Raw genomic sequence first — 23,283 nt, forward strand, 5'->3', positions numbered from 1 at the left:
GCTTACTCCAGGGCAGAGGCAACGGTGTTGTGCAGGCTGATGATGTCGGACAACAGCGCATAGGCCGTTTCAGTGCGCCCGGCGCCTGGGCCCGAGACGGTCACCGCGCCGAGCAGGCCGGTGTTGAACGACACGGCATTGATCGCCCCGCTGATCCCTGCCAGTGGATGGGCATTGGGCAACAAGCGTGGTTCGACGCTGGCGTTGATCGAGCCGTCGGCGTTGCGCGAGGCGGCACCGATCAGCTTCCAGCGGGCACCGTCGGCGCGGGCATGGTCGATGTCGGCCAGGGTCAGGGCGCTGATGCCACGGCAGCTGACATCGTTGATGCTGAGCTTGGCGTCGAGCAGTTCGTTGGCGAGGATCACCACTTTCAGGCGTACGTCATAGCCATCGACGTCGGCGCTTGGATCGGCTTCGGCGTACCCCAACTCTTGTGCTTCGCGCACTGCCTCGGCAAACGCCAGGCCGCTTTCCATGCGGGTCAGGACGAAGTTCGAGGTGCCATTGAGAATGCCCTCGAAACCACTCATCTCGCTGCCGGCCAGGGTCTGCTTGGCCAGGCGGATCACCGGGGTGCCACTCATCACTGCGCCTTCGTATTCGAAGGCCACGTTGTTGCGGCGCGCCAGGGTCTTGAGTTCATCGGCATGCAGGGCAATCGGGCCCTTGTTGGTGGTGACCACATGCTTGCCCGCTTCCAGCGCCCAACGGCAGAAGGTGGTGGCCGGCTCGCCGTCGACCGGGTTGGTGAAGGTCGCTTCGGCAATAATGTCGGCGCCGGATTCCTTGATCACCGCTTCATTCAGTGCTTCGGCATGACCGCCCGGCAACTGCGCGAATGCCCCTTTGGCCGCTGGCAGGCTGGCCAGTTGCGCGGCGTCGAGACCGTCGCGGCCGATGATCGAGCCGAGGAACAGATCGGTCACGCCGACGATTTTCAAGGTCAAACCGAGCTCGGTTTTCCACTGTTGATTACGCTCGGCAATCAACTGCGCCAAGGCACGGTTGACACCACCAAAGCCGACCAGCGCGAGTTTATATTCAGTCATTGTTATAGGCCCTTGATCCAGGTGAGTGGGTTGTTGGGCACTAGGTTAGGTGTGGGGGGCGGGCAGTGAAATAGGCCAATTTGCTTCATTTATTGAGCGTTTTGACCAGTGCCTGCGGCCACAGATTGCCTCCTGTTGGAGCCGCCCGGGCGGCGTTCCGCTGCTCGCGATGGTCGTTAACGATAACGCGCCCAACCTGACACCCCGCAGCGGTCTCAGGTTGGGCGCGAGCAGGCTGGCTCCTACAAGGTTCTGCGCCAAATGCACACCTGCGTTCGGCGCTACATGGCTATGGGCTGTCTACACCACCGACGACAACACAAACGAGGTCACGGTGTTTTCCACCCCCGGCAGGGCCGAGATCTGGTTCCACACCCGGTGCACGCGTTCCGGGGTCGCGGCGCCGACGCGCAGCATCAGGTCGAATTCGCCGCTCATGACATCGCACTGGATGACTTCCGGCATCGCCCGCAACGCCTGCAGGACTTCAGCGCCGCGCATGCGGTCGTAGCGGTAGACGAAGATCACCGCATTGATCTGCGAACTGCCGTCGAGGCCCTCGCCGGTGCGTACCGTGTAGCCCTGGATCGCGCCGTCGCGCTCCAGGCGTTCGATGCGTTGGCGCACGGCGTTGCGCGACAGGTTGACCTTGGCCGCCAGCTCGGCATGGGCGGCGCGGGCGTTTAGTCGCAGTTCGGCGATGATTCGCTCGTCCAGCGGATCGAGAATGCGCTTCATGTCGCCTCCTTTTGCAGTGCCTGCAAACGTTGCCGAATCGCCGCCAAATCATCGGCTTCGATGCCAGACAGCCGCGACCCGCATGGCTGCAGCTCATCATCCCCGACCGGTGCAACAGCAATCCCCAATTCGGCCAACAACCGCGCCGACTTGCCGGGCGCAATCTCGCCCAGGGTCACCATCGGCGCCACCAGGCTGCGCCGATACAAGCGTGCCGCAAGCACCCCGGTGGCGGTGTGCGGGTCGATCACATAGCCGGTGTCACGGTGCAGCGAAGTGATTTCCTCAACCGTCTCGGCATCGCTCACCGAGTAGGAATCGATGATCATCCGCGCCTGCAACCAGCACTCGTTGGCCATGCTCATCTCGCCCGTGACCTCGAAGCGCTCCATCAGCGCCCGCACCGCATCGCCGTCATGCCCATACAGCTCCCAGAGGAACCGTTCGAGGTTGGAGAAGATCGACAGGTCCATGGCCGGCGACAAGGTGCTGTTGGCCTGCCCGCGAGAGTAGTGATTCTTCAGGAACAGCTGATGCAGGGCGTCATTGCGATTGGTCGCGACGATCATCTGAGTGATCGGCAAGCCCATCTTCTCGGCGATATAGCCGGCATACACCTGGGCGAAACTCGCTGCCGGCACGCTGAAACCAATGGGGCGCTGCCCTCCCCCCAACTGCAACACCGCGTGGAAATAGAACACCAGGTGCGCCAGCACGCTGACCCAGTTGCTCGAGTTGAAACTGACCGCCTCATACTCGGCGCACGGCCAGTCTCGGAACACTTCGGTGACCAGGGTCTGGCACTGGTCGAAGCTGCCATTGAGCGCCAGGCGATGCACCCGCTGCTGATCCACCGCCTGCAACTGCTGCCACTGCTGCGGCGCGATGCCCGTCTGCGGATAGACCAGCACCAGCTCGGCGTCCTCACAATCCTTGAACGCCTCGATCGCCGCCAGCCCGGTATCGCCATTGGTAGCGCCGAGCACCAGGGCGCGACGCTGGCGTTTGCGCAAAAAGTACTGCACCAGTTGCGCTTGCAACTGAGCGGCAAAATCCTTGGAAGACCGGGTCGGGCCATGGAACAGTTCCAGCACCCACTCATTACGGTCGACCTGATGCAACGGCGCCACCGAACGGTGGCTGAAAGAGCTGCAGGCGGCCTTGAGCAGCTCGCGCAAATCGCCCTCGGGAATCGCTTCGCCGACAAACCGGCTGATCACCCGCCAGGCCAGTTCGTCATAGGCCAGGGTCGACCAGTTGGCGATCTCCTGCGGGCTGAAACGCGGCAGCTCGACCGGCACAAACAAACCGCCGTCGGCGGCGATGGCGGACAACACCACCTGTTCGAAATCGGCGCTGATTGCAGAACTGCGGGTACTCACATAACGCATGTTGGGCTCCGGCCATTTATTTGAAGCGGTGGGCCTGTTCGACCAACCAGGTGGCAAACATCACGGCGTCGGGGTGCTGGTCGGCGCCAGCCCCGCGCACCAGGTAAAACGATTCGCTGGCCTCGATGCGCTGCTGGAACGGCTCGACCAGCCGCCCTTCGCGCAGCAACTCGACCACCATCGACGAACGCGCCAGGGCAATCCCCTGCCCCAGCTCGGCCATGCGCAAGGTGGAAATCAGGGTGTCGAACTGCATGCCGCTTGAGGGGTCGACACCCTGGGCACCGACCATATTTGCCCAGTAGCCCCAGCCCTCTTCATAACCCAACACGTGCAGCAGCCGATGCTGGGCCACATCGCTGGGCTCCTTGATCGGCGAGCGGGCCATCAGCGCCGGCGAGCAGACCGGCACCAGGCTGTCCCAGGTCAGGCGCTGCGCGACCAGCCCGGGCCACTGTCCATGACCCCAGCGAATTTCCATGTCGTCTTCGCCGTCCAGCTCCTTGACCCAGATATTGCTGATGTAGCGGATATCCACCTGCGGATGGGCCTGCTGGAAGCTCACCAGCTTCGGCGCCAGCCAGTGCACGAAGAACGACAAACTGCCGCGCACCTTGATCGGCCGCCGCTGGTGCTGGCCGAAAATCTCGTTGGTGCCCACCGCCAGCCGGGTGATCGCGTCCTGTACCACCGGCAGGTAGGACTGGCCTTCCTCGGTCAGCGCCAGGCCCCGGGCCAGGCGCTTGAACAGCGCCACGCCGAGGTGGCTTTCCAGCTGGCGGATCTGCTGGCTGACCGCGCCCTGGGTCAGGAACAGCTCGTCGGCGGCGTGGGTGAAGTTGAGGTTGCGGGCCGAGACCTCGAAGGCGCGTAGCCAGTTGAGTGGGGGGAGCGGTTTTTGCTTCATGGGTTGGGGCTCGGGGGGCGGTAGTTGTAGGAGCGAGAGAGGTGTGGTGCTCTCAAGTTTTTTTCGCGAGCAGGCTCGCTCCCACAGGGGAACCGGGACCGCCTCGTTTACACCACCGGGGCCAGGGACAAGCGGCGCTCGCGGCTTTTGCGGGTAATGTAATACACGAAGTAGCACCAGGCGATGAAAGGCAAGCCGAAGTACAGGGCGACGCGCTGCTCGGGGTCGAAGGCGATGCCGACGCAAGCCAGGCTGCAGCACACCAACGCGCCCAGCGGCACCCATGGATAACCACGGACGCGGAACTTCAGGTCGTTGATGTCACCGCCGTTGGCCACGTAGTGCCGGCGGAAGGCGATCTGGCTGGCGGCGATGCTCATCCACACCACGACCACCGCGAGGCCGGAAATCGACACCAGCGCCAGGTAGATGGTGTCGGCGGCGAACACGCTGCTGAGCAAGGACGCGGCACCACCGGCCATGCTGACAATGATCGCGTTCAGCGGTGTACCCATGCGGGTCAGGGCCGAGAACTGCTTGGGCAAGTGCCCCTGATCGCTGAGGGTCCAGAGCATCCGCGAGGCCGCATAGAGACCGGAGTTGGCCGCCGACAACAGCGCGGTGATGATCACGAAGTTCATGATGTCCGCTGAGTACGGGATGCCGATATAGGTGAACACCGTGACGAACGGACTCTCCACCAGACCGGCCTGCTCGCGAGGCAACAGGGTCGCCAGGACGAAGATAGTGCCGACAAAGAAGATCGCCAGGCGCAGCACCGTGGTGCGGATCGCCCGGGGCACGTTGCGTTGCGGGTCCTTGGTTTCACCGGCGGCAATGCCGATCAGTTCGGTGCCGGAGAAGGCAAAGGCCACCGCCAGCAGGGTCATGGCGATCGGCATGAAGCCGGTGGGGAACAGCCCTTCGCGGGTGAAGTTGCCGAGGCCGATGCTGTGCGCCTGTTCGATGTTCAACAAGCCGAGAATCGCCCCGCCGCCGATCATCAGGAACACGATCACCGTCACCACCTTAATCAGCGACAACCAGAACTCGGTCTCGGCAAACAGTCGAACCGAGATCACGTTGGTGAGGAACACCACGCCGGCAAACATCGCGCTCCAGATCCACACCGGGGTGTCGGGGAACCAGCGGGTCATGAGGATCCCGGCGGCGGTGAATTCCGAGCCGATGGCCACGGTCCAGGTCAGCCAGTACAACCAGGCCACGGTGTAGCCGGTGCCAGGGCCGAGAAAGCGGGTGGCGTAGGTGCTGAAGGAACCGGTCTCGGGCATCTGCACCGCCAGTTCGCCGAGGCACATCATCACCATGTACACCATCAGCGCGCCGATGATGTAGGCGATCACCGCGCCCATCGGCCCGGCCTGGTTGACGGTGTAGCCGGAGGTGAGGAACAGCCCGGTGCCGATCACGCCGCCGAGGGCGAGCATGACAATATGCCGGGTCTGCATTTCCTGTTTGAATCCGGAACGCGGATTGAGTTGTTGTTCTTGTCTGGACATGGTTGTTCTCATGAAAGTAGTTAGGGCACGCGTCTGCGCGAGTTACCTGGCAGAGGAAAAACAGGTCGCCGCTACGTTTTATTGTTATCGCTCTTCATGAAGTCCCACGGCGGGAGGTGCCGTGGGATGGGGGACGCCGGGGTCAGCCTGCGGTCTCGGGGCAAGGCTGCTGGACGGCGGACCGGGTGACGGCCGAGGCTTGCGGTTCGCGCGAGCGGCGGACAAAAGCAAAGGCTTGTTGCAGGTCTTCGAGCAGGTCGTCGGTGTCTTCGATGCCAACCGAGACCCGCACCAACCCTTCGGAAATCCCCAGGGCCTGACGCTCCTCCAGGGTGTTCTCGACGTGACTGGTGGTGCGCGCCGGGCCGTAGATGGTTTCCACCGCACCGAGATTGCCCGCACAGTGGGCATAACGCAGACGCGGCAGCAGCAGCTTGACCGTGTCCATGCCCCCCACCAGCACAAAGCTGACGATGGCGCCGAAACCGCGCATCTGCGCGCAGGCAATCGTATGGTTCGGATGGCTCGCCAGCCCCGGATAATTCACCGATTCCACCAGCGGCTCGGTGCACAGGAAATCCGCCAGGGCGCGCGCGCTGTGCTGCTGCTGACGCATGCGCAGCACCAGGGTTTTCATCCCGCGAATAATCATGAACGCCGAGAACGGATCGAGGGCCGCGCCGTTGATTTCCCGGTAGTGCCGCACCTCGGCCATCAAGGCTTCGCTGCCGCAGACCAGACCACCCAACACGTCGCCGTGACCGCTGAGGAATTTGGTCGCGCTGTGAATCACCACGTCCACGCCGAGCGCCAGCGGGTTCTGGTTCAGTGGTGTGGCGAAGGTATTGTCCGCCACCACCAGCGCGCCGACGCGCTTGGCCGCCGTCACCAGACGCTGGATGTCGAGAATCTTCAGGGTCGGGTTGGTCGGAGTTTCCAGGTACAGCACCTTGCAACCCTTGGCGATCTCGGCCTCGATCTGCTCGTGATCGAAGGTCTCGCACAAGGTCACCGCCACGCCCATGCGCGGCAGGAACTCCTCGAAAATTTTATTGGTGCCGCCGTAGCTGTCGCGGGTCGAAACCACCCGGTCGCCATGCATCAGAAAGGTGTAAAGCACGCTGCTGATCGCTGCCATGCCGGTGCTGAACGCCACCGCCGACGCAGCCTGTTCCAGCTCGCAAATCTTCGCTTCCAGCACTTCGACTGTCGGATTGCTCATACGGCTGTAGATAAAGCCGGGCTCCTTGCCCAGCGCCACGTCGTACCAGTGATCGATGTCGTCGTAGCCGTAGGCCGCACTGGCAACGATCGGCGTCTGCGTCGCGTTATACGGATGGCGCACCTGCTCGCCACCCCACACCACCCGAGTCCCCGCACCGGCATTCGGCAGCCCTGCGCTGTCAGTTTTTTTATTCATGAAGACTTCTCGCATTGAAGACGGCAAGCGTTGAGTCACTCACCGGGTATGGGGGGCAATATAGGGAAATGCGCGCGGGGGGTGAAACGATGGATCTGTGGTCTGAGGGGTGGGTTTTTTAATGGCTTGGAGCATCACCTCAAACCTTGTAGGAGCGAGCCTGCTCGCGAAAAACCCACGACCGCCGCGTACATCCAGACAGCGCGCGTTTTCGTTGACGACCATCGCCAGCAGGCTGGCTCCTACAGGGTTTTGTGTCGACCATAGATCCTGTGGCGCTTACAAAACCCCTGTGGGAGCTGGCCTGCCAGCGATGAGGCCCTGACATCCGCCATCTACGTGACCTGACACCGCGCATCGCAGGCCATTTGCCTGCAACCCCATCCCCCGAGTAGAATGAGATTAATTATCAATCATGTACTTTCCGGGATGCCGATGGTCAGCAACGATTCCCCCGCTACTGCAGACCTCGGGTTGCTCTACCGCACCCACCATTCGTGGCTGCACGGTTGGCTGAGCCGGCGCACCGGATGCCGCGAGCACGCGGCGGATCTGGCGCAGGACACCTTTGTCCGCCTGCTCAAATCCCGCCAGACAAGCCCTCTGCGTGAGCCCCGTGCCTACCTGAGCAGCATTGCCCGCGGACTGATGATCGACCAGTACCGCCGACGCGAACTCGAACGGGCCTACCTCGAAAGCGTCGCGCTGCTGCCGCGCCAGGACGTCCCTTGCGAAGAAAGCCGAATACTGATCCTCGATGCCCTGGAGCGTATCGACCGCATGCTCGACGCCCTCAAGCCACGGGTTCGCCAGGCCTTCCTGCTGGCCCAGCTTGAGGGCCTGAGCTGCGCGCAAATCGCTACACAACTCGGTGTTTCCGTCTCGACGGTGGAACGCGACCTGGCCAAGGCCCTGCAACACTGTTATCGCCTGCGCTATGTCGATGCGTGAGCCACAAACGCTAGACCCCGCGCTGGTCGACCAGGCCATCGACTGGCTGGTGCGCCTGCGATTCAACCAGGCCGATGAGCAAACCCAGGGCGACTTCCAGCACTGGCTGCAACAACGCCCGGAACATCAACTGGCGTGGCAGCGCGTGGCATCCCTCGGCGATGACTTCGCCGGCATCCCCGCGCAATTGGCCCGGCAAACCCTCGATAGCAGCCACCGGGGCATGGGTCGCCGCGAAGGTCTGAAACTGCTGGCGCTGTTCGCCACGGTTGGCGGTGCGGCCTGGTTCGGCCGCGATTACACCCCCCTGCCCGCCATGCTGGCCGAGCAGCGCAGCGACACCGGCGAACAAAGGCGCTTCCAGCTCGATGACGGCAGCCAGATCCAGCTCAACAGCGACAGCGCCATCGACAGCGATTTCACCCCACAACGCCGCCTGATCATTCTGCGCCGTGGTGAACTCATCGTGGACGTCGGCGCTGATCAACACGCGGCGCACCCCCGCCCTTTGTGGGTGCAAACCCGCGACGGGCTGATTCGCGCCCAGGGCAGCCGCTTGCTGGCCCGCGAGCGTGACGATGGCACCCTGCTCGCGGTTCAGGGCGGCGCCGCGACGGTATTTCCCGGGTCGGGTCAGCCCCCCGTCCAGGCCACCCATCAACTGCTATTCACCGCAAACGGCCCCCGTGACTTGAAGGATAACGGCCTCGACCCTTGGGGCTGGAGCGACGGCGTGATCAGCGCACGCAATATGCGCCTGGCGGATTTCGTTGCCGAACTGTCGCGCTACCGCCCCGGCGTCCTGCGCTGCGCCGACGAGGTGGCCGAGCGCCGCGTATCCGGCACCTTCCAACTGGCCGACAACGACCAGGTACTGACCCTGGTCGCGCAATCCCTGCGCTTGCAGATCGATTACCGGACCCGCTACTGGGTGACATTGACCGCCCCCAGCTGAGTCCAGTCACCCCCTCAAGATATTTGCAAAATATAATGAGGGAATTTCTCATTCTCGCTCGACCTGTAAGGAAGGCCGGAATACAGGCCAGTCAGCCAACACCCTTCCTCGGAGCGAGAAAATGCGTTTGTCCCCGGTTCCACAGCGCCATCCATTGAGTCGAGCCCTGCAGGCGGCGATCCTCGGTCTGTTCGTCGGCAGCTACATGCTGCCGTCACTGGCGCAACCTTCGAGCGCCGGGCACAGCCGCCAGGTCCAACAGTGGAACATCGCGCCCGGCCCACTGGCGCCGGCGCTTGACCGCTTTGCCCGCGAGGCCGGCATCAGCCTGTCCTACGATGCGGCGAGCGTGGCCAACCGCACCACTCAAGGGGTCAACGGCGGCCTCGACACCTCGGCCGCCCTGTCCTCGTTGCTGCAGGGCAGCGAATTGCAGTTCGAGCAGCAAGGCCCGAACGCCTACCTGCTGACCCCGCGCCCCGCCACTGCCGGCCCGCTGGAACTGGACGCCACCGACGTCGAGGACTACCGCCTCGCGCCCGTGATCATCAACGCCAAGGTCCGCTCCGGCGCCGATGACGACGACCAATCGGTGGTCGCCAAGGAGCTCTGGGTCGGCGGCAAAGTCGCCACCAGCATCCTCAACACCCCCGCCTCGGTGTCGGTGGTGACCAACAAGGAAATGCAGCAGCGCAGCGTCAGCACCACCGAAGAGGCGCTGCAATACACCCCCGGCGTGGTCAGCGACTTCTACGGTTCGGACGATCGCAACGACTACTTCCAGATTCGCGGCTTCCAGGCCACCACCTACCGTGACGGCCTGACCCTGAGCTCGATGCGCGGCGTCCGCGAAGACCCGTTCGCCTACGAGCGCATCGAAATTCTGCGGGGCGCCAACTCCACTTTGTTTGGCCCGGCCGATCCCGGCGGCTCGGTGAACTTCGTCACCAAGCAGCCGCGCTTCGAGCAGTTTGGCCAAGGCTATGTGACCTACGGTTCCTTCAACCATGTCGAGACCGGCATCGATGTCGGCGACGCCCTGAACGACGAGAAAACCGTGGCCGGGCGCTTTACCGCCAAAGGCCAGAACAGCGACCGCGAGTACGACCACTCCCAGGACGACAACCAGTTGTTCATGGGCGGCCTGACCTGGGCGCCGACCGATTACACCTCGGCAACCCTGGTCCTCGACTACCTGAAAACCCAGAGCTCGCCCAACAGCGGTGGCTACCCGCTGGACAAGGAATACGACCGCAGCGATTTCTTCGGCGAGCCCAGCTACAACTTCCACGATGTAGAACGCACCAACCTCAGCGGCAACGTCACCCACGACTTCGACAACGGCTTCGTGCTGCGCAGCAACATGCGCTACAGCACCCTGACCGATGATTTCGGCTACGTGTACCTGAGCGATAGCCCGACGCGTGTCGGCACCACGGTTGACCGTTATCTGTTCGGAACGGACAGCGAAGCCGACCAGTTCAACGGCAACCTGATGCTGCAATACGATGCCCGCTTCGAAAACATCGACAGCAGCAGCCTGGTGGGCGTCGAGTACCTCGATTCGTCGACCAAAGAAAGCTCGTTCTACGCCCTCACCGCCCCGATCGACATCGCCAACCCGGTGTTCACCGGGGTTTCACGGGATCTCACGCCCTATGCCGTGAACAAGCGCGACGCGACCACCAAGGCGGTATTCCTGCAGCAGAACCTGTCGTTCTACGAGCGTTTCATCGTCACCGGCGGCATGCGCAACGACTCCATGGACCTGACCAGCAAGGGTCTGCAATCCAAGGAAAAAGACAACTTCTCGGAAACCTCCTACCGCGGTGCGCTGACCTACATCGTCAACGATGAAGTCTCGACCTACGTCAGCATGGTCGAATCCGTCTCCCCACCCCAGGTCGGCGTCACCCCACAGACCGGCCGTCAATACGAAGTCGGCGTGAAATACTCGCCGATGAGCACGGACGCCCTGTTCTCCGCCGCCGTCTACGACCTGACCCAGGAAAACGTCACCATCGCCGTGGTCCTGCCCAGCGGCATCATCGAACAGCAAACCGTCGGCGAATCCCGCGTCCGCGGCCTCGACCTCGAAGCCAAGGCGCAAATCACCCAGGACCTCAGCCTGATCGGCGGCTACTCCTACATGGAATCCGAAGTCCTGCGCGGCACCCTGTACGACGGCAGCTCCCTTAAAGGCAACGAATTCACCACCGCACCCAAGCACTCGGCTTCGCTGTGGAGCTACTACGACGTGCCGGGCACTGACGTCAGTGTTGGCCTGGGGGCGCGTTATGTTGGGGCTTATTACATGAATGCGGAGAACACCAGCAAGAGTAATGGGACTACCCTTTTTGATGCTGCCTTTAATTATCAGATTGCCAAGGGGACTGACCTGGCGGTGAACGTGAGTAATTTGCTGGATGAGCAGCATGTGGTGGGGTCGGGGACGGCGAACTACTACAACCCGGGGCGGGAGATTACGGCGAAGGTTAGTTATAACTGGTAGGTTTTTTACGATCAGGGTGGTGCCCGTTGTTTGGCGGGCACTGCGAGTTAGAAAGGGATCTCGCCCCCTTGACAACTTGGGTCGGTTTCAGCCTTTCAAGATAGGCTGAAATCGGCCAAATCGGTCGTTTGTTGTGCGGGGAAATCCAATGATTCACGACCTTTTGAGCTCACCAAAGGTTACGACAACACGATGTAGTCATTGCACTGAATAATGCCATTGTGTGCCCCCTCGACCAGATGAACATATCGTCCGTCTATGGCATCAATCGGCAAACAGTCGTCCACATTCAGCACGCCATCAGTATGGGGCTGGGCCCAGTGCTTTAATATCTGACGCTTACCGAGCCTCGCCGCTTCCCGCTTATCTTTCGCAACTATCAGCGCATAGTGATGCGCTTCGCCAAAGGTTCTACTCTCATAACCTCCCAAATTTATGAAGTACAGCCCCATAGAGCCCGGACGTGGAGCTACAGCGCTCAGCTCCAACTTCCACCCTTCAACCCCATCAATGGCCATCCATGCATCTATATGAAGGCCCGTAGGGGATCCAAACCAATGCTGTTTAAGTTGCGGGTACGCTTCCTCCAAGCTGTCAGCTATTACGAAGGCAATATCATGGACTTCAATTTTGGCTCTTGGATGTTTTCCGCCCAACATTACGACAAAAAGCATTATCCGCCCTTCTTTTACTAAAAAATGACACCACACATAAGATCGCAATCCCTGTTATCAATGGCCGAGAGGTTCACTGGTCGTTTGACATGGCGCTTCTCCCACTCTCTCGCTTTGAGCTGACAGTCCTCAAGGACCTGTGTAGGTGTGTCTGCGAGATTAGCGCCTTCGGTGATTGACTACTATGGGTCGAAAACGGGTGGTCTATAACACTGATTGGAACACCCTCCTCACAACCCAATATACCCTGCTATCCAATCCATCCACTCAGCAACGCTGCGCCCAACGCGACTAACGCGGTATTGAGACAGACCAGCATGAAGCCAAACCTGACCAGCTCGCCTTCCTCCCTGGCCTGGGTTTTGGCCAGTCCCAGGATCAGCATGACAATCGACAGCGAGCCCAGCGCTGCATGCCCTGCCGCGCTGTTCTGGACGGCAGCCAACAATAGGCGAGAGGATTCGGGCAGCATCGCGATGGCCGGCATGAAGATCGCGTTGCCGCCAACATTCGACCCGGTCATGTAGCCTGACAGCCCGCCAAACATGGCCACCAGCGACGTCGCGGCGATGGGCGACAGGCCTGCCAGCAGTTGCATCAAACCCGCGAGGAAGCCCGCCTTCACCATCATCTGCGACATCGCGAGAAAGAAGAAAATGGTCAACAACGGCCGCTTCGCCCGCGCCAGCAGCGCAGCAGGCATGCTGACGTCGAGTGCTGTCTGGCGTTGTGCGTTGCGCGTGTGAAATCCTAGCCCGATCAACACCAGAACCAGTGCCAGACCAGGTGAGGCGAGTGGCTTCCAGGTGACCTGGGCGCCCTGTACAACCCAGTGATCCTGCCAGGAGGTGATCGTCCACACCACTTTCAACGCGACGATGCAGGCAATCAGCACCAGATACGGCCATGCCTGACGCGGCCATTGCACCGCTCCGCGCTCGCTATCGTTGCGGCGCAGGCGCCACAGCCCGGCAGAGAGTACCGCGGCTGCCGTCACCAGGCCCGCGGCAACGCCGGCCATTTCCGGGCCCAGCCACCGACTGGCACAGTAAAGCACGCCCACAAACAGCAGCCAGAAAGCGCCCAACGCCCTCCATTCCCGCGCGTCACGAACGCCTGCAAGATAGAGCGCGATTGCACTGAGGGTGAAAAAAACCGGTGCGCTGGTCAGTGCCGAGGTCGATGCCAGCGCGGGGGCGTCCAGGTGAACCAACGAAGCACCAATGACCGATGCCAGGCCCAGCGTTCCCCAGGGCATGATTGCCATGCCGGTCAGTGCGATTCGTAGCGCGACCCGCCGTTCGAAAAGACTGAGCAGCAAAGGCACCGTAGCGATCAACGACACGCCGAAGCCGGTCATCGCTTCGAGCAACGGTGCCAGTCCAAGGACGATAAACACGACTTGATCGCCGCGTCCAAGCCCCAGTGACCGCACCCATTGGCTAAGCGCCAGATTGACGCCCATGCGCTCGATAAAAATCACGAAAAGCAGACCTGGAACGATCACGAAAGCCGTACTTGCAAACAGCACGGCCGTATCTTCAGCGGCGGCCACCATACTGCCCAGGCGCCACGCGTCGGCAGCGCCGGCGAACCAGAGCACCATGACCAATAGAGTGCCTGCAAGGGCGGCGTGAACAGGTGGCCGGCGCAGCACGACGAGCATGGCTGTCACCAACAGGACGGGGGAAAGATGGAACAGTGCGAGCATGCCAATAATATCCTGAGTGTGTTTGCGACTAAGGCTGCGTACGCAGACTGCCGGCAAAATAATATTTCGCTTGGCTAGATAAAGGGCCGCAGTTTTCTGATAGTTTTCGAGAAAATTTCTCACGGGTTGACCATGGCCAAAAACGACGCTGCACCTCAATCCTTGGACAAATTCGACCGTGCCATCCTCGACCTCGTCCAGCGCGACAACACCCTGCCGCTGCGCCTTATGGCCGAGCAGGTCAATCTTTCCACGGCCGCCGTTCAACGCCGCATCAAGCGAATGGAAGAAGTGGGCGTCATCACCGGCAACGTCGCCATCGTCGATCCCACCGCTGTCGGACGGCCGATCACGATCATTGTCGAAGTGATGGCAGAGCGCACCAGCATCGAGGCGCTGGAGGCGATGAAGGCACACTTCGCGGTGCCCGAAGTTCAGCAGTGCTACTACGTCACTGGCGAAGTGGATTTCGTCCTGGTGTTAACCGTTGCCAGCATGCAGGAATACCAGGCTTTGGCGCGGCGATTGTTTGCCGAAAACGCCAACGTGACCTGGTTCAAGACCATCGTGGCGCTGGACCGTGTGAAAGTCGGGCTTGGTGTGCCGAGTGTGCCGGGGTGATTGCTCATCGCTCATTGAAGAGCGTCTTGCGGATCGAACCGCTTGGAATGAGCCGAGACAGTCGTCTTGATAACGGAAGGGAACGGTACTATTTCGTGGTTGATTTTGGACGCTCTGGGTGTCCGCTATTGGCCGATTGTGTTGAAAACGTCGGTCTGCACAAACTGCCTGACCATTGACGGGTGAAAACGCCTTTTTCTGCACGCTGCTACGTGAAATCCGCGCCGGGAAGCCTCTGCCAAAAGTAAATATTTCAATCTCGGACGCATACTTTTCTACCGTGGAAACCATGGCCGACTTTTTCAACAGAATCGGCCGATTACTGCCCTTTGCGAGAGGCAGAAATCGGCCAGGAGCGGTCGCTCCCAAGCGGCGGCTTTCGACCCGGAGCTGCCTTTCGAGAAAGGTAGCTAACGGCCAGAAGCAGGCATAACTCAGTGGCGTAGTCAATCAACCGTCCTGTATTCGAGTGGTAGTCTAAATGTTTCTTGTAAGTACTCGATGTACGAAGACTCCTCCGAAGTCGCCACCGCAGAGCCGACGATAACTAATTTTGCGGCGCGCTGATGACCAGGCCAGAAAGAATATTCCATTATCTGTCCAAGTGCTTGTCGAATGCAGGCTCTGGCAGTAGATGCTGTCTTGATTTCGTAAAACCAATAACTTTCACCCTGTTTGACTACCAAATCTATGCTTAAGCCGTTAGCATATATTTCTGTACCAACATTATCCTCTCCGTGCAAGGCTGATAGTTCTTTATAGAGGCTGCTTTGATAGTCATTATGTCTCAGCCGAATATCCAATTCTCTTTGGGTAAGTAGGCCTGAAGTTTGCGATAGTTTTTTTGTACAGCCCGCAATAAATCTAAAATCGTGTAGCTTTTCCTCCAAAGCCATCTCAGGGAAATCTCCCTCTATGAACAAATAGATTGGAAGTAGTCGATCAAGAATTTCCAGTATCTTATCATAGTCGATAGTGCTCTTTCCTGACCTCGCGCCAAGGAATATAAAAACACCTTCTTTGACTCGTTCCTGAGGAATTGAGGAGGGCATGTATTCGGAGCTTCGGACACCATTTTCGTAATGCCACATACGCAAGTCAGAAAAGTTTTCGCAGAACTCGCTTAGGTACTCATTAAACCGCGATATCTTGGGAACGAGCATATCGATATTAGGAAGCGATTGACTGCATTCTAGGGAAAAGGCGACACCGTACCTTACGAACTCTCCCTCAATTCCGATGTTAAACTGAAGCTCTTTTCGTCCCCCGTAGTGCCACCCCCAATCTTCAAATACAGTTCTATGATCGAACAATTGGCTGGAGGGGATTTTTGAGAATTTATGGATTTTTTTTCGTACGCTTTGTAGTTTTCCGACTTTATATAATTTTGACTTTTTATTAATTTCTGCCGCTACTTGTGCCAAGAAGCTCATTAAAAGTGTTCCTTTGTTTTGTTGAATCGGCCTAGGTCAGTTTTATTCATGGTTCCACCTGCGCCGACGGCAGCACCTTATTTACTAAATAATTGCCCACAGTCGCGACTGTATACCTTCGGATTGTGGTTCGCCAACGTGCGGGGACTCTTGAGGTTCTGACCTCAGTTAGCGGTCTCCATCTGATCAGTTGAATGACCGCTATTGGCCGAAAGTAGCCCTTCCTCCACGGACACGATTCGCTCAAAACAAAGGCGTTAAAGTTAATCAGGATCTGAATTCACCAATCCAGCCCCCTGCTTCCCCTACCCATCCCCCGCAACAACAACTCCTCCACCTCCCCCTCAACCCCCATCACCCTAAACGCACTCACCCCCGCGCCCTCCCCGTATTCCCCACCGGCACCCAAATCCGCGAAAACACCAGCGCCGCGAAAATCCTCGGCACCTGCCCCGCCACTTCCCGCCAATCCCGATCCAACCACCCCACCCGCAACATCCACCAATGCGCCTTCGCGTGCGCCAACGGCATGCGCTGGGTCAACACATGCGCCCGTTCCAGCCAGCGATAGGCAACCGCAATATCGCGCAGTTGCATGGCAGTCCGGGCCTCGGCGAACGCTTGATCGATGGCCTGTTGCAGGCGTGTGTTCATGTTCACCTCAACGTAGTTATCGTGGCGCGCTTATTTCGCTGCGGATCAGGTCGTACAGCGGTTGGGCGCCGAAGTTGGTCAGGGGTTTGCCGTTGACGAAGAAGCTTGGGGTGCGGGTGACGCCGAGGGTTTTCGCGTCGGTGGCGCGTCGCGGGCGATGGTCGCGGTGATTTCCGCGGACATGAGGATTTCCCGGGCCTTGGCTTCGTCGAGGCCGGCCTGGATGGCGGCGGTCCAGGCGGCGGTGGCGTTGGCGTCGTCGTGCCATTGCGGCTGGGATTCGAGGACAGCTTCCAGGACTTGCGGGTAGACGCCTTGTTTGCGTGCGGTTTCCAGCAGGCGGATGGCTTGTTCGGAGCCGACGTGCAGGGGCACATCGCGCAGCACCAGGCGAATGTCGTCCGGGTGCTTGGCCATCATTTGTTTGACGATGGGGTAGAAGGCGCGGCAGCTTTCGCAGGACGGGTCGAAGAATTCGACCACGGTCACCGAGGCTTTGGCCGGGCCGAAGCTTGGCGAGTTGAAGCGTACCAGGGCGCTGCTGTCCTGCACGGGCGCAGTGACTTGTACCGGGGTGGTGGCGCGGTTGTAGTAGAACGCGGCGGCGCTGAAGCCGATCACCGCGACGGCGGTGATGGCGATGACGAGGGTGCGACGACTCATGGGGTGACTCTCCGGCGGAGGATTTCGAGAAGGATGAGCAACAGGCTGAAGACGCCCAGTGACAGCAACGGCAATGGCAGACCGCTGATGGTCATGTCGGCGCCCGAACAGGACGGGCCGGCGCCGCAGGGTTGCAGGCTTTCGGTGACAAAGCCGAAATACAGCAGGTTGTGAAACAAGGCGAGCAACCAGCCGGCGCCGGCCAAGGGCAGGCCGTAGCGCCAGACGCTGGTGTCGGAGACCCAGCAGGCGACGCCCAGCACACCACCACCAGCGGGAACATGAATGCCCGCTGGAACCAGCACAATACGCAGGGCGCCTGGCCCATGACTTCGCCAACGAACAACACGACCAGGCTGGACACCAGGGCCAGCAGCCAGGCAATCAGCAGCAGCGACCAGCCCTTGGGGAGAGGCTGTGAAGGGGACGGGGGCATCCGGTGAAATCCTTTTTCAAGAGGTAGGCGGACGCCATTCAACAGCCTGAAGCCACTACAGGGTCAAGGGTTGTTGGCGGTTTTTTGCGCCCACAGGCGGATCTGCTCCAGCGACGCCGTCGCCCCGCCGCCGCAGACCACCACCAACACATTGCTGAAGGACTTGAGCGCCGCCCCCTTGTAGACCACCGCCAATGCCGCGCCGCAAGCAGGTTCCACCAGGATCCGGTGATCGAACAGGAAGCGCTCGCAAGCGTCCAGCGCCTGCTGATCGCTGACCAATTCGCTGTGGATGCTATGGCTGGCGAGGTAGTTCACCGCCTGATCGCACACGCGTTTGGCGCCCAGTGAGGTGGCGATCGAAGTGATCTGATCCAACTGCACCGGCTTGCCCACCAGGGTCGCCGCGTGGAACGAGGCCGCACCTTGGGTTTCGACGGCGATCACCGGCACGTCGTGCCAGCCATTACGCTGCAAGCCCTCGACGACACCGCAGAGCAAACCACCGCCGCCGACCGAGAGCACCACCGCATCGGGTTTTTGTCCGCTGGCGGCGACTTCATCGATCAGGCTGGCGTGGCCGGTCCACAGCAGCGGGTCGTCGAACGGATGGATAAAGGCGTCGCTGCCCTTGATCAGCCCTTGCGCCAGTTGGTTGGCTTCCTGCCAGGAACTGCCGTGGACGATCACTTCGGCGCCTTCCAGCGCCAGCAGTTCCTTGGCCCGTTCGGTGGTGGTTTCCGGGACGACCACCACCACCGGCACGCCCATTTTGCGCCCGGCGTAGGCCACCGCCAGCCCGGCGTTGCCGCCCGACGACGAGATAAACCGCTGAGCACCGTTGGCCCGATGGATTTCGCAGGCGTGGCCGACACCGCGCAGTTTGAATGAGCCGCAGGGTTGCAGCGCGTCGAGCTTGAGGTTGACCGTGCAATGGGCGGCGATGCTTAAGGGGCGGGATTCGATCAGCGGGGTGTTGATGTGCAGGGGCATGAGGGTCGGGTCCAAAATAATGAAAAAGGATTCAGCGCTGCGCTGCGTTATCGCCGCGCAACTGATCGAGGTAGTTGTAAATGGTGAAGCGGGTCACCCCGAGGGGCGGTGGCAGCTTTTTCCACGCCGCCCTTGACGATGAACAGGCCGCGCTCCTGCATCACTCGCACGGCTTCGACCTTGGCTTTTTTGTTCATCTTGCCCAGGCCGAGGGTGGCCAGTGAGTCCTGGATGATCTGCGCCATCAGCACTTCCATATCCCCCGGTTCCGCAGCCGGTTCACCGGTGGGTTGGAGCATCGGTTGCAGCTGTTCGAGGAAGGCTTGGGCGACGCTCAGGCCGGTGAGGTCGGCGTTGATGCAGAGGCTGGCGAAGGGGGTTGCGTTGCGGTCGCGAAAAACCACGGTGGCGCTGCGCAGATGGCGGCCGTTGACCAGGGTCGGGTAGTCGGGAATGACCACCGGATCGCAGCCGTCGCTGGCGCAGTGGCTGCGGTGACGGCGGCAAAGCCCTTGTCCTGCTCCGGCCCGCCGAGGATCGGGCTGCCGACCTTGCGCCCGGAAATATGCCCGTTGGCAATCGCCAGCACGGACTGCTGCGGGCGCTCAAGGTCGTGCAGGAGGATTTCGGTGTTGCGCCCGATCACACTGGACAAGGCGCTGATGGCGGCGCGCAACACTTGCAGGGTGGTGTGGCGTTCTTGGGTGGTATCAAGCAGCATGTGAAGGCGACCAATAATTCAACATTATGTTGAAATATAGTCGCGCCGTTGATTTTCCGCAACCCTGGCCAGCCCCCAATTCCCCCCCATATCCCCCCCAATACCCGGCTTATGGCCAGTATTGATTGGATCCACTTTAGGGGGCTGCAACCCACGGACGTAAGGGCTCCGCAGTGCCGCAGAACAGGCCGAAAACCACGCTGGCACGGACTTTGCCCCATGCCCATTTAAAGGGCAAAGTGCCATCGACCCGGTAATGCCCTGTAGGAGCGAGCCTGCTCGCGAAGAACGTCAACGATTACGCGGACATTCAGAATGAACGCGGTGTCCGGAAGTTTTTCGCGAGCAGGCTCGCTCCTACAGGAAGTCATGCATTGCCATCGACACGAAGTATGCCCGGTACACACCCACGCAGGCAGTGAGGCGAACCGGATGAAAAGCAAACCCACCCCAACGTCCCCGTTCATGGAGCGTTCGCGCATTGCGTCAGCCATGTTCTATGCGCTGTACCTGATGGACGCCGGCGCATCGCCGATGGACGACGAGAGCCAGCCCTCTCCCACCGATCCGTCCTACTATCGGCCGCAGCCCGCCGACCCGGCCGCCGCGCTGCTGGAAATCAGGACCATGCCCGAGGCCAACCACGGCTCGCTGTCCTTGCCCAATGGCGGCCAGGGCGACCGCAACACGCCGCGCACCGACAACGTCTTGCCGCCGGCGCTGCAGACTTCGTTCAACTTCCCCACCAACGGCAAGCCCAGCCCGTTGTTCGGCGCCGAGCCGTTCACCCAGCAGATTCTGTTGTTCGAGGAATTCGGTCCGGAAAAACTCGACCCGCAAACCCCGCCGGCAACTATGACCTTCCCGGTGCCAACCCTGGGGCCAATGCCGGGCCAAGACCCCAACAGCATCGCCCGCAGCGGGCCGGCGGGCACTGCGCTGGAAGCCTTCCTGCGGCAACCGGGCCTGACCCCCTACCCCACCCAGTATTCCAACGTGCTGGATCGCAACCCGTGGAAGGCGCAGATCGAAGCCTTCCTCAACCGCGCCCCGGTCGGCTCGCCCGCCGAAGGCCGGCCCGGTGGCAAGGGCTGGTCGCACCAGCGCTGGAACGAGTTCTACCCGCAGGCCGCGTTCAAGACTGTGCAAGCCGGTGCGCGGCAGAACCTCGGCCTGCGCGACAACAAACAGATGCATGGCTATGCCAAGGGTGAGTTCGGCCCGGGCGGGCTCTACTACCAGACCTCGGATATCCCCACCACCAAGGGCACGACCAAGGGCATCGACATTCGTATCCATCCGAAGATGCCGATCCAGAACCACAACTCGGTGTGGACCTTCGACGGCACCCTGCCGCCGAAACTGTTGATGGTGCGCTACGGCCAGCCGCTGCTGATGCGGCACTACAATGCCCTGCCGATCGACCCAGCCGCCAACAACGGCTTCGGCCTGCACACCATCAGCACCCACGAACACAACGGCCATAACCCGGCCGAAAGTGACGGCTATGCCAACGCCTTCTTCTTCCCCGGCCAGTACTACGACTACCGCTGGCCGGTGCAGCTGGCCGGCTACGACACCATCAACACCAAGGCCGAAGACCCGCGCGCGGCGTTCCCCTGCTCGCCCGGCGAGACCCTGTGGGTCAACGACATGGCGCCGTCGAAGAAGACCTGCGAGAACGGCAGCATCAAGATTCGTGGCGACTGGCGCGAAACCATGAGCACCCACTGGTTCCACGACCACATGCTCGATTTCACCGCGCAGAACGTCTACAAGGGCAATGCGGTGATGATGAACTACTACAGCGCCATCGATCGCGGCAACGAGACCTTCGAAGACGGCGTCAACCTGCGCTTTCCCAGCGGCAGCGCCATGCCCTGGGGCAACCGCGACTACGACGTCAACCTGGTACTCGGCGACAAGGCCTGGGATGCCAACGGCCAGTTGTGGTTCAACCCGTTCAACACCGATGGCTTCCTCGGCGACCAGATGCTGGTCAACTGGCAGTACCAGCCATTTCTCAACGTGCGCGCGCGCAGCTACCGTTTCCGGATTCTCAACGGCTCGGTGTCGCGCTACTTCAAGCTGGCGGTGGTCCGCGAAATCAAGGGCACCAGCGGTGAATTCCAGGGGCCGTCCGGCTCGGGCGTGTCCTATGCGCGGGTGCCGTTCCACATGATCGGCAACGACGGCAACATCATGGAGCACGCGGTGCCGTTCGACGGCACCCTGGACCTCGATGGCGACGGCGACCTGAAGAACAACAACGCGATCCTGCCGACCCAGGCCATCGCCGAGCGCTATGACATCATCATCAATTTCGCCAAACACGGGATCAAGACCGGCGACAAGCTGTACTTCGTCAACGTGATGGAGCACAAGACCGGCAAGGGTCCGGAGAAAGACGCGGTGCCCTTGGGCGACGTGCTGTCCGGCAAGTACAAAGCCGAACTCAAGGACAGCAGCAAGGGCCCGAAATGGGACAAGGGTGACCCGGTGGTGGGCAAGTTCCTGCAACTGATCGTTAACGCCTACTCCGGCCAGGACCAGAGTATGGACCCGGTCGCCTACGAGCCCGCCAAACCCGGCAAGCCCGAAGGCAAGAAAATGATCCCGCTGACCATCAACCGCGACGATGCGGCCGACAAGGCCAAGCTCGAACTGGCGCGCCATCGCAGCTTCACCTTCGGCCGCTCCGACGGCACCGACCTGGCGCCCTGGACCATCAAGACCGATGACGGTTTCGGCTACAGCATGGACCCACGCCAACTCACCGCAGCACCGGCGCTGTCCACCGGGCCGACCGATGCCGGTTTCAGCGGCGACGGCACCCTGGAAGTGTGGAAGATCAAGAACGGTGGCAACGGTTGGAGCCATCCGGTGCACGTGCACTTCGAGGAAGGGGTGATTCTCGACCGTGACGGCAAGGCGCCGCCGGACTGGGAAAAATGGGCGCGCAAGGACGTGTTCCGCATCGGCCCGGAAGTCGACAGCTCGGTGGAAGTGACCATGGCCATTCGTTTCCGTGAGTTTGCCGGGACCTACATGGAGCACTGCCACAATACCCAGCATGAGGATTCGTCGATGTTGCTGCGCTGGGACATCGAGCACCCCGGCCAGTTCGAGCTGATGCCGACTCCGCTGCCCAGCTGGGACGGTGTCGAGTACGTCGCCACCGCTGCGCTGCCGACTTTCCGCAGCGGCGGCAAGGGCAGCGGCAACCCTGACGATGAAGAAGAAGGCGAAGGGGGCGATGACGGCAGCGAGAACAAAAAACCGATTGCCGGCGCCGACAATGCCAGCACTGCAGCGGGCGCACCGGTGACCCTCAACGTCCTGGCCAACGACAGCGATCCGGACAACAACCTGCCGCTGTCGGTGGTCGGTTTGAGTCAGCCGGACTCCGGCAAGGGCGTCGTCACCACCAACGGCACGACCATCACTTACACCCCACCGGCCACGGTCACCGAAGGCTTCACCGCGGTGTTCACCTATGACCTGCGCGATGCCAAGGGCGGTATTTCGGCAACGCCGGGCACGGTCACCGTCAACGTGCCGGCCGCCGTCACCAGCAACGAAGACCTGCAGGTGACCAGCGCCAGCGTCACGGCGCGCAGCAACAGCCGCTACACCTGGGACCTGGCCGGTACGACGTCGAAGACCGACTCGGTGTTGACAGTGACTGCCGCGACCACCGGTGGGCCGGTCAGCCTCGGCACCGCGCCCCTGTCGTCAGCCCCGACCGGCGCGCGCTGGCGGGTTTCGATCACCACCACCGGCAATGCCCCGGCGGCAGGTGCGAGCGTGACGATCAAGTCGTCTTCCGGCAAGACCATCACCGCCCCGGTCTCGGTGCGCTGAACGCGACGCTCTTGCACCCCGGCCCGGACGGTCGGGGTGCAAGGTTTTTTATCCGTAACCTGCACAG

16 protein-coding genes and 3 pseudogenes are annotated in these 23,283 nt (G+C 61.1%); 5 read left to right on the top strand and 14 right to left on the bottom strand.

What is annotated here, in order from left to right:
- Positions 1-2: 2 nt before the first annotated feature.
- The 6 genes from KW062_RS16350 to KW062_RS16375 all read right to left on the bottom strand — a co-directional run bounded on the left by KW062_RS16350 (position 3) and on the right by KW062_RS16375 (position 7,028).
- Complete coding sequence (locus KW062_RS16350) at positions 3-1,052, bottom strand: homoserine dehydrogenase (RefSeq protein WP_105755434.1); 1,050 nt, start codon at positions 1,050-1,052, stop codon at positions 3-5.
- A 300-nt stretch (positions 1,053-1,352) separates the two neighbouring features.
- Positions 1,353-1,790, bottom strand: coding sequence for an Lrp/AsnC family transcriptional regulator (locus KW062_RS16355; protein ID WP_027618258.1), 438 nt, complete (start codon positions 1,788-1,790; stop codon positions 1,353-1,355).
- Positions 1,787-3,181: a threonine synthase gene (gene thrC / locus KW062_RS16360; RefSeq protein WP_105755433.1), complete on the bottom strand. Its 1,395-nt coding sequence runs from the start codon at positions 3,179-3,181 to the stop codon at positions 1,787-1,789. Before thrC ends, KW062_RS16355 begins: the two co-directional genes overlap by 4 nt.
- Positions 3,182-3,197: 16 nt before the next feature.
- The gene (locus KW062_RS16365; RefSeq protein WP_027618256.1) at positions 3,198-4,088 is read right to left on the bottom strand and encodes a LysR substrate-binding domain-containing protein; all 891 of its coding nucleotides are present in this window, start codon (positions 4,086-4,088) and stop codon (positions 3,198-3,200) included.
- Positions 4,089-4,195: 107 nt separating this feature from the next.
- Positions 4,196-5,608 (bottom strand): amino acid permease, encoded by a 1,413-nt coding sequence (locus KW062_RS16370; RefSeq protein WP_027618255.1) that lies wholly within the window; start codon positions 5,606-5,608, stop codon positions 4,196-4,198.
- A 142-nt stretch (positions 5,609-5,750) separates the two neighbouring features.
- Complete coding sequence (locus tag KW062_RS16375; protein ID WP_105755432.1) at positions 5,751-7,028, bottom strand: cystathionine gamma-synthase family protein; 1,278 nt, start codon at positions 7,026-7,028, stop codon at positions 5,751-5,753.
- A gap of 435 nt (positions 7,029-7,463) precedes the next feature.
- On the opposite strand from KW062_RS16375, the gene KW062_RS16380 reads away from it, so the two are divergent.
- The 3 genes from KW062_RS16380 to KW062_RS16390 all read left to right on the top strand — a co-directional run bounded on the left by KW062_RS16380 (position 7,464) and on the right by KW062_RS16390 (position 11,446).
- Positions 7,464-7,979, top strand: coding sequence for a sigma-70 family RNA polymerase sigma factor (locus KW062_RS16380; protein WP_027618253.1), 516 nt, complete (start codon positions 7,464-7,466; stop codon positions 7,977-7,979).
- A complete protein-coding gene (locus KW062_RS16385; protein ID WP_105755430.1) occupies positions 7,966-8,934 on the top strand; it encodes a FecR domain-containing protein in 969 nt (322 codons plus the stop codon). Before KW062_RS16380 ends, KW062_RS16385 begins: the two co-directional genes overlap by 14 nt.
- A gap of 121 nt (positions 8,935-9,055) precedes the next feature.
- The gene (locus KW062_RS16390) at positions 9,056-11,446 is read left to right on the top strand and encodes a TonB-dependent siderophore receptor (RefSeq protein ID WP_105755429.1); all 2,391 of its coding nucleotides are present in this window, start codon (positions 9,056-9,058) and stop codon (positions 11,444-11,446) included.
- A gap of 179 nt (positions 11,447-11,625) precedes the next feature.
- On the opposite strand, the gene KW062_RS16395 is transcribed toward KW062_RS16390, so the two are convergent.
- Entirely contained in the window at positions 11,626-12,120 is a 495-nt protein-coding gene (locus KW062_RS16395; protein ID WP_105755428.1) for a DUF1543 domain-containing protein, read from the bottom strand.
- 250 nt (positions 12,121-12,370) lie between these two features.
- Positions 12,371-13,831 (bottom strand): L-lactate permease, encoded by a 1,461-nt coding sequence (locus KW062_RS16400; RefSeq protein ID WP_105755427.1) that lies wholly within the window; start codon positions 13,829-13,831, stop codon positions 12,371-12,373.
- A 132-nt stretch (positions 13,832-13,963) separates the two neighbouring features.
- Here KW062_RS16400 and KW062_RS16405 point away from each other — a divergent pair, with 132 nt between their 5' ends.
- Positions 13,964-14,452 (top strand): Lrp/AsnC family transcriptional regulator, encoded by a 489-nt coding sequence (locus tag KW062_RS16405; protein ID WP_105755426.1) that lies wholly within the window; start codon positions 13,964-13,966, stop codon positions 14,450-14,452.
- A gap of 446 nt (positions 14,453-14,898) precedes the next feature.
- On the opposite strand, the gene KW062_RS16410 is transcribed toward KW062_RS16405, so the two are convergent.
- The 6 genes and pseudogenes from KW062_RS16410 to KW062_RS16435 all read right to left on the bottom strand — a co-directional run bounded on the left by KW062_RS16410 (position 14,899) and on the right by KW062_RS16435 (position 19,352).
- Positions 14,899-15,885, bottom strand: a complete 987-nt coding sequence (locus KW062_RS16410; protein ID WP_105755425.1) for a hypothetical protein — start codon at positions 15,883-15,885, stop codon at positions 14,899-14,901.
- Positions 15,886-16,254: 369 nt separating this feature from the next.
- Positions 16,255-16,539 carry a DUF3703 domain-containing protein gene (locus KW062_RS16415; RefSeq protein WP_327191993.1) on the bottom strand — a complete coding sequence of 95 codons (285 nt, stop codon included), beginning with the start codon at positions 16,537-16,539 and terminating at the stop codon, positions 16,255-16,257.
- Between the two features lie 16 nt (positions 16,540-16,555).
- Positions 16,556-17,202: pseudogene (locus KW062_RS16420) on the bottom strand (DsbA family protein).
- Positions 17,199-17,638: pseudogene (locus KW062_RS16425) on the bottom strand (disulfide bond formation protein B). Before KW062_RS16425 ends, KW062_RS16420 begins: the two co-directional pseudogenes overlap by 4 nt.
- Positions 17,639-17,701: 63 nt before the next feature.
- A complete protein-coding gene (locus tag KW062_RS16430) occupies positions 17,702-18,631 on the bottom strand; it encodes a pyridoxal-phosphate dependent enzyme (protein ID WP_218424787.1) in 930 nt (309 codons plus the stop codon).
- Between the two features lie 31 nt (positions 18,632-18,662).
- Positions 18,663-19,352, bottom strand: a pseudogene (locus KW062_RS16435) (helix-turn-helix transcriptional regulator).
- Between the two features lie 465 nt (positions 19,353-19,817).
- On the opposite strand from KW062_RS16435, the gene KW062_RS16440 reads away from it, so the two are divergent.
- Positions 19,818-23,216 (top strand): Ig-like domain-containing protein, encoded by a 3,399-nt coding sequence (locus KW062_RS16440; RefSeq protein WP_256351131.1) that lies wholly within the window; start codon positions 19,818-19,820, stop codon positions 23,214-23,216.
- Positions 23,217-23,283: the final 67 nt, after the last annotated feature.

This window comes from Pseudomonas fluorescens (assembly GCF_019212185.1).
Taxonomy (GTDB): domain Bacteria; phylum Pseudomonadota; class Gammaproteobacteria; order Pseudomonadales; family Pseudomonadaceae; genus Aquipseudomonas.

Excerpts from the sequence above, each read along its gene's own strand:
- KW062_RS16350 (WP_105755434.1), bottom strand. The coding sequence starts at position 1,052 with ATGACTGAATATAAACTCGCGCTGGTCGGCTTTGGTGGTGTCAACCGT.
- KW062_RS16355 (WP_027618258.1), bottom strand. The coding sequence starts at position 1,790 with ATGAAGCGCATTCTCGATCCGCTGGACGAGCGAATCATCGCCGAACTG.
- thrC (WP_105755433.1), bottom strand. The coding sequence starts at position 3,181 with ATGCGTTATGTGAGTACCCGCAGTTCTGCAATCAGCGCCGATTTCGAA.
- KW062_RS16365 (WP_027618256.1), bottom strand. The coding sequence starts at position 4,088 with ATGAAGCAAAAACCGCTCCCCCCACTCAACTGGCTACGCGCCTTCGAG.
- KW062_RS16370 (WP_027618255.1), bottom strand. The coding sequence starts at position 5,608 with ATGTCCAGACAAGAACAACAACTCAATCCGCGTTCCGGATTCAAACAG.
- KW062_RS16375 (WP_105755432.1), bottom strand. The coding sequence starts at position 7,028 with ATGAATAAAAAAACTGACAGCGCAGGGCTGCCGAATGCCGGTGCGGGG.
- KW062_RS16380 (WP_027618253.1), top strand. The coding sequence starts at position 7,464 with ATGGTCAGCAACGATTCCCCCGCTACTGCAGACCTCGGGTTGCTCTAC.
- KW062_RS16385 (WP_105755430.1), top strand. The coding sequence starts at position 7,966 with ATGTCGATGCGTGAGCCACAAACGCTAGACCCCGCGCTGGTCGACCAG.
- KW062_RS16390 (WP_105755429.1), top strand. The coding sequence starts at position 9,056 with ATGCGTTTGTCCCCGGTTCCACAGCGCCATCCATTGAGTCGAGCCCTG.
- KW062_RS16395 (WP_105755428.1), bottom strand. The coding sequence starts at position 12,120 with ATGCTTTTTGTCGTAATGTTGGGCGGAAAACATCCAAGAGCCAAAATT.
- KW062_RS16400 (WP_105755427.1), bottom strand. The coding sequence starts at position 13,831 with ATGCTCGCACTGTTCCATCTTTCCCCCGTCCTGTTGGTGACAGCCATG.
- KW062_RS16405 (WP_105755426.1), top strand. The coding sequence starts at position 13,964 with ATGGCCAAAAACGACGCTGCACCTCAATCCTTGGACAAATTCGACCGT.
- KW062_RS16410 (WP_105755425.1), bottom strand. The coding sequence starts at position 15,885 with ATGAGCTTCTTGGCACAAGTAGCGGCAGAAATTAATAAAAAGTCAAAA.
- KW062_RS16415 (WP_327191993.1), bottom strand. The coding sequence starts at position 16,539 with ATGAACACACGCCTGCAACAGGCCATCGATCAAGCGTTCGCCGAGGCC.
- KW062_RS16430 (WP_218424787.1), bottom strand. The coding sequence starts at position 18,631 with ATGCCCCTGCACATCAACACCCCGCTGATCGAATCCCGCCCCTTAAGC.
- KW062_RS16440 (WP_256351131.1), top strand. The coding sequence starts at position 19,818 with ATGGAGCGTTCGCGCATTGCGTCAGCCATGTTCTATGCGCTGTACCTG.